Annotated in this window: 7 protein-coding genes; 4 read left to right on the forward strand and 3 right to left on the reverse strand. The window is 65.0% G+C overall.

The genetic code is table 11. The features are described 5' to 3' along the window. Positions 1–798 (forward strand): ABC transporter ATP-binding protein, encoded by a 798-nt coding sequence (locus AC07Y9_RS16435; RefSeq protein ID WP_102679733.1) that lies wholly within the window; start codon positions 1–3, stop codon positions 796–798. After that, entirely contained in the window at positions 791–1804 is a 1014-nt protein-coding gene (locus AC07Y9_RS16440) for an ABC transporter substrate-binding protein (protein WP_102679732.1), read from the forward strand. The genes AC07Y9_RS16435 and AC07Y9_RS16440 overlap by 8 nt, the downstream gene beginning before the upstream one ends. Here the strand turns inward: AC07Y9_RS16440 and AC07Y9_RS16445 are convergent. After that, positions 1801–4488, reverse strand: coding sequence for a patatin-like phospholipase domain-containing protein (locus AC07Y9_RS16445; protein ID WP_256580938.1), 2688 nt, complete (start codon positions 4486–4488; stop codon positions 1801–1803). The genes AC07Y9_RS16440 and AC07Y9_RS16445 overlap by 4 nt on opposite strands. A 342-nt stretch (positions 4489–4830) precedes the next feature. Here AC07Y9_RS16445 and AC07Y9_RS16450 point away from each other — a divergent pair, with 342 nt between their 5' ends. After that, positions 4831–7338 carry a hypothetical protein gene (locus AC07Y9_RS16450; RefSeq protein ID WP_102679731.1) on the forward strand — a complete coding sequence of 836 codons (2508 nt, stop codon included), beginning with the start codon at positions 4831–4833 and terminating at the stop codon, positions 7336–7338. Between the two features lie 10 nt (positions 7339–7348). Further along, a complete protein-coding gene (locus AC07Y9_RS16455; RefSeq protein ID WP_102679730.1) occupies positions 7349–9307 on the forward strand; it encodes a GMC family oxidoreductase in 1959 nt (652 codons plus the stop codon). A gap of 49 nt (positions 9308–9356) precedes the next feature. Here the strand turns inward: AC07Y9_RS16455 and AC07Y9_RS16460 are convergent, their stop codons facing one another. Together AC07Y9_RS16460 and AC07Y9_RS16465 are read right to left on the reverse strand one after the other, a co-directional pair. Then, positions 9357–10583 carry a phospholipase D-like domain-containing protein gene (locus tag AC07Y9_RS16460; RefSeq protein ID WP_256580937.1) on the reverse strand — a complete coding sequence of 409 codons (1227 nt, stop codon included), beginning with the start codon at positions 10581–10583 and terminating at the stop codon, positions 9357–9359. Positions 10584–10647: 64 nt separating this feature from the next. Continuing rightward, positions 10648–11295 carry a MotA/TolQ/ExbB proton channel family protein gene (locus AC07Y9_RS16465; RefSeq protein WP_102679728.1) on the reverse strand — a complete coding sequence of 216 codons (648 nt, stop codon included), beginning with the start codon at positions 11293–11295 and terminating at the stop codon, positions 10648–10650. Positions 11296–11311: the final 16 nt, after the last annotated feature.

Raw genomic sequence — 11311 nt, forward strand, 5'->3', positions numbered from 1 at the left:
ATGTCGAGCATCGATCTTGTGGACGCGACCAAAGCCGCCCATCCGGTACAACTGCGCAATGTGGTGCGCCAGTTCGGCGAGCAGCGGGTCATCGACGGCCTGGACCTGGACATCGCACCGGGGGAGTTCGTCGCACTGCTGGGCGCCAGCGGTTCGGGCAAGACCACCTTGCTGCGCAGCCTGGCCGGGCTCGACAGCATCGACAGCGGCCAGTTGCGGGTGCCCAAGGCGCGGGCGGCGGTGTTCCAGGAGCCCCGCCTGATGCCCTGGAAGCGCGCCTGGAAGAACGTGATCCTCGGCCTGCGCATCCCCAATGCCCGCGCCCGCGCGGTGCAGGCCCTGACCGAGGTCGGCCTGGCCCACCGCCTGGAAGCCTACCCGGCGACGCTCTCCGGTGGCGAAGCCCAGCGCGTGGCCCTGGCCCGCGGCCTGGTGCGCGAGCCCAAGCTGCTGTTGCTCGACGAACCCTTCGCCGCGCTGGATGCGCTGACCCGGATCCGCATGCACCGGCTGATCATCGACCTCTGGCGCAAGCACACGCCGGCGGTGCTGCTGGTGACCCACGATGTCGACGAAGCCATCCTCCTGGCCGACCGGGTCATCGTGCTGGCCAACGGCAAGATCGCCGAGCAACTGAGCATCGACCTGCCACGCGCGCGGGACACCGGCCAGGACGGTTTCCAGGAAATCCGCGCGCGCCTGCTGAGCCTGTTGGGGGTGGAAGCGGCGGAGCCCGCGCTGCCAGCAGCCGGCACTGCGCACCAGCCTTCGAGTATCCGGCGGTTCGCCCATGGTTGATCCTTTGCTGAACCAAGGTTCGCGCCTCTGGAAAGCCACGGTCCTGCTGTTGTCGGGCGCCATGCTCTTGCTTGGTGGCTGTGGTGAAGGCGGCGAAAGCAAATCCAGCTCCGCGAATCATTCGGACCTGTCCGGCGTCACCCTGATCCTCGGTGACCAGGCCAAGGGCCTGCGCACGGTGGTGGAGGCGGCGAACGCCCTGGAGGGCATCGAGTACAAGGTGCAGTGGGCGAACTTCCAGGGCGCCGCACCGCTGTTCGAAGCCCTGCGCGCCGGTGCCGTCGACCTGGCGCCCGCCGGCGATACCCCGGTGCTGGCGGCGGCCACCGGTGGCGCGCCGTTGCGCATCGTCGCGGTGCGCCGCGGCCAGGCGCGCGGCATCGCGATCCTGGTGCCGGCGGATTCGCCGATCCGCAGCGTCGCCGACCTCAAGGGGCGCAATGTGGTGGTGTCGTCGGCCCGCGGCAGCATTGCCCAGTACCTGCTGATTCGCGCCCTGGCCAACGCCGGGGTCGACGAGAAGGACGTCAAGGTCGGCTTCGTGCTGCCGACCGACGCCTTGCCGGCCTTCAATGCCGGGCAAATCGAGGCCTGGGCCACCTTCGGCGTGTATCAGGCTTTCGCCGAGCAGCAGGGTGCCCGAGTGCTGATCAGCGGCGAGGGCATCAACACCGGGCTGAACTTCATCACTGCCTCGGACGAAGTGCTCAGCGACCCACTGAAGCGCCAGGCCCTGAGCGATGTCCTGCAACGTTTCGCCAAGGCCCTGGAGTGGGGCCGGCAGAACCCGGACGAATACGCGCGAGTCTTCGCCAGGGTCAACGACATCCCGCTGGAGGTGTCGCAGACCCTGCGCCGTTGGGGCGACGAGTCGCTGCTGCCGGTGGCGGCCCAGGACATGCAGGCCTTGCAGGAAGTCGATGACCTGTTCGTGGCCAAGAAGATCTTTCCCCATCGGGTCGATGTCCGGACGCTGACCGATACCGGAGTGTTTTCCACGCCTTAGGTGGCGGTTGGCAGCGGAGACCGGTCAAGGCTGGTATGCGCTGCTGCCGCTTGCCGGCTTCCGGATGCCAGGTAGCTCCACAACGCCTGGGAAACCGGGGTCGGCTCGCCGCTGCCGAACAGCGTCTGGCCGATCTGCAGGCCCAGTTGCCGGTAGCTTTCGAACTGCGCTTCGTCGAAGAACTGGTTGGCGGTGCTTTCGTTGGGGAAGGTCGGGTGGGCGTTGGCGTAATTGAGCACGTCCACCGGCACCCCGGCGATCAGGCGTGGCTTGAGCAGCAGGATCCGTGCGGTGCGCTGGCCCTGGCGATCGAGCACGTTGAACAGCATCGCGCAGCGCAGGCTGTCGTCGGGGCCCGGGTGGCTGAAGTTGCGGGTATGGCCGAAGTAGGGCGCAAGTAATGGCACCCTATGCACGTCCGAGTCTTCCACTATCTCCAGGGCCTGGTCGATCCGCGCCAGGCGGATCAGGTTGGCCAGGTCGTCGAACTGGTAGGTCGGGTCGGCGCCGCAATCGCACAAGACAATCACCTCGATCTTGCGCCCTTCGCGGATCAGTTCGTAGGTGGCGGTGTTTTCGAAGTGGCCACCGTCGGACAGGTACTGATAGTTGCGATTCAGGCCGTGGAAACTCGCACTCAACTCATAGAACAGGTAAGTCTGTGTCGGAAACACCGTGCCCCATAACTTGTCCCGCCAACGCCGGGGCCTGTCGGACTTTTTGTCGCCTTCAAGAAAATTGCTCGGCCACCAGGTGCCCAGGCGCAGGTTGGTCAGGCCAAACGACAGCGAAGTGCCCAGTGTCGTGGCCCGGCCAAGGCCGGTGGAGATCGCTGCGCCGGAGGTCGCAGCCCAATCGGCCAGCCCTCGTGGCTGGTAGATCTCGCTGAACCATTTGTTCTTGATCGAGCGCTTGCGCGGTTCGCCGTCAAGGATGTAGCTGACGCTGTCGGGTGCCTCCGCGCCATTGGGCGCCAAGCACAACGGCTTGCCCTTGCGGTCGCGCTGTACCAGTTGCTCGGCCGGGTCGACGGTAAGGTTCAGGGTGACGTTGACCAGGTGCACCGGCGCGCAGGTGGTGACGCCGTAGTACTGCTCGATCGGCACGTCGTCGCCGGGCAGCGCTTCGGCGACGCTCAGGCGCTGCTTGCGGATCTTGGCCGTCCTGCCGGCGAAACGCAGGCCGTTGGAGGCGCCCAGATACGCCCGGGTCAGCCGGCTGCGATAGAAGGATTGCAACGAGGACAGGTTGAGAAAGCCGATGAAGTTTCCCGTCCCCAGGCTCAGGATCAATGCCAGCCCAGCCAGGCCGCAAAGGCGCGCCACGGTGTCGGCATCCGGCCCATGATAGCGCACGAACTGCACCAGCAGCCCCCAGAGCAGGGCCACCAGCAGAAAGATAGCGATGCCGGCGACACCGGCGATCACGTTCAGGGGTAGGCGACTCACCCAGCTGGGCAGGGCCTTGTCGTCGAACAGGAAGGAGAGGGCGCGGATCGCGCCGATCAACAGCGGCAGGGCGCCGGTAGGCGACATCAGTTGCGCGCGTTGCTCGCTGGTGTAGATCCACTGGGCCAGCCAGGGTACGAGGGCGAAGAAGCCCAGCATCAGGGTGAAGATCAGGACCTGGGCCAGATAGCGGGTGACCAGGACCCGGTAGGTGCGCACGCAGTTGTTGCGCGCCAGCGCGTCGTCTTTGTCGCGCTTGAAACGCAGGCGTAGGGCTACGCCGATGCAGGCCAGCACCCCGAGCCAGATGACCAGCCCGCAGACGATCAGCAGTGTGCGCAGTTCAACGTCCAGTCCTCTGGGTGTAAAGGCCAGCGCGATGAACAGGGCGCCGGCCGCGCTGCACAGCAGCGTTGCCCAATTGCGCAGGCGCACCGCGTCGTCTTGGTTCTTGCGGAAATACACCATCCAGAACGCCAGCATCAGCGGTATCACCCCGAACACTGTCGCCCCCCCTGGCAGCCACCAGAGCGAACCGCACAAGGGGTTGATCAGGCCCATGGGCAGCAGGACAGTGATCGGTGAACACAGGTCGCTACCGGCGATGCTCACTTGCAGCAACGTGGCCAGGGCCAGCACGCACAACAGCGGCATGCCGATCACGAAATGCAGCGCCAGCAGATTGCGCAGCGACAGGCCCAGGACATAGAACAGGTCGCCCGAACCGCCCGGGGTCAGGTAGCGGCCGTTCTCCCGCAGCCAGGCCAGCGGTGCTTCGCCCACCGGGGCCTTGGCGTAGTCGATATGGGTGTGGATGCGCCCCGGAGGCTCGAAGTCGAGCACTTCATAGGCATCTTCTGCGGCCTGCACTTCGGGGCAGGCCACCACCTGGGCGTTTTCCCGTCCACGCAGGCGCCCGGGCAGGAACAGGCTGCCGAAAAACGAACCCAGGTAACCGCCACCGCTGACGGTGGAGAGGTAGTCGAACTGCGCCAGCAGGCGCTTGCCGATGCCCGGTTCTTCGCCCACGGCATCCGGCGCCCTGGCCCGGGCCATGGCTTGCAACACGCCGAGGCAGAAGGTGGCGCTGCGAATGCCGCCACCGGACAGGGCAACGGCCCAGTGGCCGGCGCTTTTGCGCGCCAGGCCGAGCAGATCCCGACGTTGGTCGATACGGGCATGTTCGGCGTGAAACTGAGCATCCTGAGCCGAAGAAGCGGGCTTTTTCCTGTCCATGTGCAGCCTCGCGAAAGAGAGGGTGATCCGTCCCTCACGAGTAAGTTAAAGCAGGAAAACAGCGGGTTGCCAGTAGCGTTTCCGACAGCCGGAACGGTGAGTGTGAAGCCCGATAGCCAATCGCAATTACCCCTGGCTTTTCATCGCCAAATGGAAGTATTGAGCCGCTTGCCATGGCCTAGTATGGCGGCTGTAGGGCGTTGTAAGGCGATTGGCGTGCCGAGGTTAACCGGCCCGGTGCGCAGGCAGTCGGTTGTTCGGCCATCAGAAAAAGAACCGGTCGCGACACAGGTGTCCCCAAGGACAGAGGGACCGGTCTGCAGCACATGCAAGGAGCAGCGCATGACACCCGTGAAGCTGATGTTGAGCATTTTCCTTCCTTTGGTGCTGTTACAGGCCTGTAGCAGCGATACGAAAAACCCCTGCGGCGACAAGCCCGGCGAGCGACTCGACGAAGCCAAATGCGTCGGCCGCGATGCCGGAAGCCTCAGAGGCGCCGACGAGGACTATTTCGCCGACATGGACTACGGCGTGTCCAGGCAACCGCAACTGCTGGTCGAGCGACTGTCGCCCTTCATCCCCGGCATTACCGAACAGCAGGCGCTCCAGGCCTTCGCCCGCGGGCGCAACAACTGGATCGTCTGGACCGCCGGCAACGATGCGCTGTGGGACAAGCTCTCGCGCGACAGCGTCGGCAACCTGGACCTGCTCAAGACCGTCTCCAACCACCCGAGCCTGAAATACAACCGCGATAAACGCTGGCAAGTGCTGGGGGTGGTCAACGAACCCTGCTACGTCAAGGGCGAGGGGCCGCGTGACGATCGCTACGGCCTGTGGCTGGACAAGCGTGACCCGTCCTGCGCCGCCGACCCTTTCGAGGACGAAACCAAGTACCCCGGGGTGAAGATCGGCGCCCGGGGCAAGAACCTGCCGGTGGGCTCCTACTACGGCTACGGCACCGGGATCGTCGGCCTGCGGCTGTTCCCCAACCCGGACTTCGACGAGCACGCGCAGAAGAAGTGGGACGCCAAGCGCTATTACGAAGACCCGGCCTATTACAACGACAACAAGCTGGTGAAACCTTACCGGGTCGGCATGTCCTGCGGCTTCTGCCATGTCGGGCCGAACCCGACCAACCCGCCGGCCGACCCTGAACATCCGGCCTGGTCCAACCTCAACTCCAACCCTGGCGCGCAGTACTTCTGGGTCGACCGGATCTTCATGTGGAACCAGGACCCGAGCAGCTTCCCGTACCAGCTGTTCCACACCTCGAAACCGGGAGCGCTGGACACCTCGTTCGTCTCCACCGACTACATCAACAACCCGCGCACCATGAACGCGGTCTACAACCTCAAGGCGCGCATCGAGCTGGCCTCGAACCTGGGCAAGGAAAAACTCGCCGGCGGCGGGCTGAACAACCGCCAGTTCAACGAGGTGCCCGGCGTGCCGCCGGACAGCCCGCTGGCGCAGTTCTACAAAAAGCCCGACACGGTGTTCACCCCACGGGTGCTCAAGGACGGTGCCGACTCGGTGGGCGCGCTCGGGGCCTTGAACCGGGTGTTCATCAATATCGGCCTGTACAGCGAGGAGTGGACCACCCACTTCCGGCCGCTGATCGGCGGCAAGCCGATCACCCCGTTCCGCATCGACGTGGCGCGCAAGAACTCCTCCTACTGGAACGCCAACGAGGCGCAGACCCCGGACCTGGCGTTGTTCTTCCTGGCCTCGGCGACCCCGGACTACCTGAAGAACGCTCCCGGTGGCGCGGCACACCTGAGCGAACCGGCGGCGGTACTGGAGCGCGGCAAGGAAGTCTTCGCCGACACCTGCGCCCGTTGTCACTCCAGCAAACTGCCGGAAAAGGCCTGGACCTTCTTTCCCGACCATGGCTGCGTGAACGACGGTTACCTCAAGTGCTGGAACAATTACTGGACCTGGAGCAAGACGCCGGAGTTCAAGACGGCGATGCGCGCCATCGTCAAGGATGAGAAGTTCCTGACCGACAACTTCCTCTCCACCGAGCTGCGGGTGCCGGTCACCCTGACCGAAACCAACGCCTGCAGCCCGCTGGCGACCAACGCCCTGGGCGGCAATATCTGGGACAACTTCTCGTCGGAGTCGTACAAGCAATTGCCGGCGGTAGGCTCGGTGCTGGTGCAGAACCCCTACACCGGCGAGCCCTGGGAATACGCGATGCCGGCGGGCGGACGTGGTTATACGCGGCCGGCCTCGCTGGTCAGCGTGTGGTCCACCGCGCCGCTGCTGCTGAACAACCGCCTGGGTCAATTCCACTGGAAGGGCGGGGTGGAGGACCGCATGGCGTCCTTCGACAGCTCGATCGAGATGCTGCTGTGGCCGGAACACCGCACCGGCGACTTCCAGGTCATGACCCGCTCCGGCAAGACCCATATGGGCACCGTCGACGTCACCAGTGAGACCAGCTATCTGCGCGTCAGCAGCGGCTATCTGCCGACCTTCCTGCAGAAGCTCGAAGGCCTGTTCAGCCACTGGCTGCCGTGGCTGTTCGGCGAGGACGGCATCCAGCTCGGGCCGATCCCGCAAGGTACGCCGGTGAGCCTGCTGTCCAACATCGACCTGGAGAAACGCGACCAGGTGCTGGACCTGCTGCTGAAGATCAAGCACGACCTCAAGCAACTGCCGCCTGGTGCCTCCGACGAGGAAGCCCGCAAGGTCTTCGCCGGCCTGGTCAAGCCGCTGCTGCAGGTGAGCAAGTGCCCGGACTTCGTGGTGGACAAGGGGCATTACTTCGGCACCAGCTTCCTCAAGGAGGAAGCGCCCCTGAGTGATGCAGACAAACGGGCCTTGATCGCCCTGCTGAAAACTTTCTAGGTGGCCAGCGATGAACAACGAAACGGATTACGAGTACATCGTGGTCGGCTCCGGGGCCGGGGGCGGCACCGTCGCCGCCCGCCTGGCCGAACAGGGCCGCAAGGTGCTGGTGCTGGAGTCGGGCAGCGACCCGGCGGCGGCGGACACCACCGCCCCGCGGCTGCCGGAGGAGTACCAGGTGCCGGCGTTCCACCCGCGCTCCACCGAGAACGATGCGATGCGCTGGGACTTCTTCGTCCGCCACTACAGCAACGATGCCCGCCAGTCGCAGGACCCCAAGTTCACCCGGACCTTCCAGGGCGAGAACGTCGACGGGGTGCTGTATCCGCGGGCCAGTTGCCTGGGCGGCTGCACCGCGCACAATGCGATGATCACCGTCTACCCGCACAACCAGGACTGGGACCATATCGCGCAGATCACCGGTGACCCGTCGTGGAACGCCAGTGCCATGCGCGAGCACTTCCAGAACCTGGAGAACTGCCACCACCGGCCGTTCCAGCGGTTTCTCTCCTGGTTCGGCATCAACCCGTCGCGGCATGGCTTCAAGGGCTGGCTGCACGTGGAAAAGGCCGTGCCGGAAGCGGTGATCGACGACCTGTCGCTGGTGCGCTCGATCGTCAAGTCCGCCGAGCAGGCGTTCAAGACCCTGGGCGAAACCCTCAAGCGCATCGGCTGGCAATTGCAGGGCGTGGGCGACCCCAATGACTGGCGGCTGGTGCGCGAGGAAGCCATCGGCCTGCGCTATCCGCCGCTGACCACCCGGCATCACCATCGCCACGGCACCCGTGAACGCCTGCTGGATGTGCAAAAGCGCCACCCGGACAACCTGCACATCGAGCTGGACGCGCTGGTGACCCGGGTGCTGCTCGATGACCAGCAGCGCGCCTATGGCGTGGAGTACATCAAGGGCGCGCGGCTGTACCGGGCCTGCACCTTGCCGCGCAATGCCACCGGTGAACTGCGCCAGGTGCACGCCAGCCGTGAAGTGATACTCGCCGGTGGCGCCTTCAACACCCCGCAACTGCTGATGCTCTCCGGCATCGGCCCGCGCGAAACCCTGGAGGCCAAGGACATCCCGGTGCGGGTCGAATTGCCGGGCGTCGGGCGCAACCTGCAGGACCGCTACGAGGTCGGGGTGGTCAACCGGATGAACTTCGAGAATTGGGAAGTGCTCAAGGGCGCGCGCTACGCCAAGGGCGATCCGCAGTACGAGGAGTGGGCCAAGGGCAAGGTCGGGGTCTACAGCACCAACGGCGCGGTCCTGGCGATCATCAAGAAATCCCTGAAGCAACGGCCGCTGCCAGACCTGTTCTGCTTCTCCCTGCTGGCGCTGTTTCGCGGCTATTTCCCCGGTTACTCGAAGCTGATCGTCGAGCACCTGAACTACCTGACCTGGGCCATACTCAAGGCCCATACCAACAACAACGCCGGCTACGTCACCCTGCGTTCGAAAGACCCGGCCGACACCCCGCTGATCAACTTCCATTACTTCGAGGAGGGCAGCGACACCCAGGGCGAAGACCTGCAATCGGTGGTGGAGGGCATCAAGTTCGTGCGCAACCTGGCCCAGCCGCTGAAAGACGCCGGGCTGATCGCCAGCGAAGAACTGCCCGGCGACGCGGTACAGACCGACGAACAGCTCAAGACCTTCGTCATGAACCAGGCCTGGGGCCACCACGCCTCCTGCACCTGCCCGATCGGCGCCGACGACGACCCGATGGCCGTGCTCGACAGCGCCTTCCGCGTACGCGGCGTGGGCAACCTGCGGGTGGTGGACGCCTCGATCTTCCCGAAAATCCCCGGCTTCTTCATCGTCACCTCGATCTATGTGGCGGCGGAGAAGGCCGCGCAGGTGATCCTGCAGGATGCTGTTGCAGTACGGGCGCAGGTGGCGCGCGGGGCAGGGCAGGCTACGGCCGGTGCGGACAGAGTGACCACGGTGGAGGCGATGGTTGCGTCAAAACGCTGAACGCTGGACAGGAGGCCGAGCCGTCGAAAGGCTCGGCCTTTTTTTGCCTTCACGGCGTGCCCGGATGCGGATCCGGATACTCAGCCATCACCTCCAGCGGCTTGGCATAAGGCCCATCCCACAATTGCCCGTGCAGCTCACCGATGCGCCTGGCCATCGCGCTGTCGTGCATCACCACTTCCAGGTTGCGCGAATTGTCCAGGTAACCGCCAAGCCAGTTGCTGGTGCCGACCCAGGCCACCTGCCCATCGATCTCCATGGTCTTGCTGTGAATCACCCGCGCATAGGGAATGAACCCCTGGGGCACCTGGGGCAGGGTGACGATCCTGACCTGGACATTGGGCAGCACCGCCAGGCTTTTCAGGTAGGGCAGTTCCAGCTTGTCGGTGTTCCAGTTGGACACCAGCAACTTGATCGACACGCCCCGCGCCGCGGCTGCCCGCACGGCATTGTCGATCACCGCGTAATAGGGCCGGGTCCGGTCAGGCCCGTAGGACAGCGGCGCATAGTCCAGCAGTTGCACCCGCACTTCGTTCTTCGCTTCGGCCAGCAGGCGCGGCAACTCCTGTTGCGAGTCGCCCACGCCGGGCGGGTTGTAGCGCTGCGGGCTGGCCACCAGGTAATTGCCGCGGCGTAGCGGCGGCTGGCCGGGGGCGGGCAGGGGCACCGGCTGGTTTGCCGCCACGGCCGCCTGGGCCTGCCAATCCTGTTCGAAGATCGCCTGCACCTGGGCCACGGTGCTTTCATCGCTGATGCGCAACCCGGTTTCGTGGATATGCTCCAGCGAGCGCCAGTCGAAGTTCTGGCTGCCGACGAACGCCTGTTTGCCATCCACCACCATGTACTTGGCATGGATGATCCCGCCGCTCACCTGGGCGTAGGACAGTACCCGGAAGGTCAGGTTGGGAATCGCCCGCAATCGCTCCAGGGTGGCGGGATCTGACAGCTTCAGGCCCTTTTCTTCCAGCAGGAAGCGAATCTTCACCCCGCGTTTGCCGGCCGCCTCAAGGTGTTCGATCACCGTGCCCAGCACCGACCCGGGATGGTCCGCCGCATAAAACTGGCCGATGTCGATCCGGCTTTTCGCGCCATCGAACAGCTCGATCCACACGGGGCCGGGTTGCCGCAGATCCGCCGTGCCAAGCGCGGTGTCCACCGGCACCGTATGCACCAACTCAAACCCTGGAATGGCAAAGTCCGCCTGGACCAGCGGACTGACGAGCAAGCCAGCCAGGCCTGCGATCCGAACGCTGAGCAGCGCTCGTGGAAACTTCATGCATACGGACATAGGCGTCTCATATCGGAAAAAGGCGGACGCGGCCTGCGCCCGCCCTGGGAAATTACGCGGTGCGGCTGTGCAACGGGCTCGGCACCCGCTGCGGCACCTCATCCTGCACACGGGCGCCGGTGGCCGCGCGGATCAGCAGCATCTTCAGTTGATCGTTGATGCGCTCCAGGCTGTCCTGGAAAAAATTATGGAACACCACGCAGAACAGGGCGATGGCGATCCCCAGGCCGGTGGCGAACAACGCCGTGCCGATACCGCCGGAAATCTGGCCCGGGTCGGACACCCCGGCGCTGGCCAGGGCCTTGAAGGTGTCGATGATCCCCAGGATGGTGCCCAGCAAGCCTAGCAAGGGGGCGGCAGTGGTGATGGTCTCGATGATCCACAGGCTGCGGGCCAGTGGCGCGCGGGTCGACAGGTACTGGCTCTCGATCACGTCGTCCAGGTCCTTGCGCGAACCCTGGGCAGCCTTTTGCGCCAGCACTGGCAGGACCATGCTCAAGGGCAGGCTGTCGCGGCGGGTCGCGCCTTGCGGCAAATCCCGCTCGCTGTGCACGTGACCGCCCAGGGCCTCCATCAACGCCCTGGCCTGGCGCCGTACATAGGCGAAGTAGAGACCGCGCTCGATGGCGATGAAGATCGCGATGGCCACCGCGGCATACATCACATAGAAGGTGATGTCGTGAAGCAGGTTCATGTCCATGATGCTTTACCTCATT

The organism is Pseudomonas sp. GW456-L12, from assembly GCF_059424045.1.

Coding starts and splice junctions, on each gene's coding strand:
- AC07Y9_RS16450 (WP_102679731.1), top strand. CDS start 4,831: ATGACACCCGTGAAGCTGATGTTGAGCATTTTCCTTCCTTTGGTGCTG.
- AC07Y9_RS16435 (WP_102679733.1), top strand. CDS start 1: ATGTCGAGCATCGATCTTGTGGACGCGACCAAAGCCGCCCATCCGGTA.
- AC07Y9_RS16445 (WP_256580938.1), bottom strand. CDS start 4,488: ATGGACAGGAAAAAGCCCGCTTCTTCGGCTCAGGATGCTCAGTTTCAC.
- AC07Y9_RS16455 (WP_102679730.1), top strand. CDS start 7,349: ATGAACAACGAAACGGATTACGAGTACATCGTGGTCGGCTCCGGGGCC.
- AC07Y9_RS16440 (WP_102679732.1), top strand. CDS start 791: ATGGTTGATCCTTTGCTGAACCAAGGTTCGCGCCTCTGGAAAGCCACG.
- AC07Y9_RS16465 (WP_102679728.1), bottom strand. CDS start 11,295: ATGGACATGAACCTGCTTCACGACATCACCTTCTATGTGATGTATGCC.
- AC07Y9_RS16460 (WP_256580937.1), bottom strand. CDS start 10,583: ATGAAGTTTCCACGAGCGCTGCTCAGCGTTCGGATCGCAGGCCTGGCT.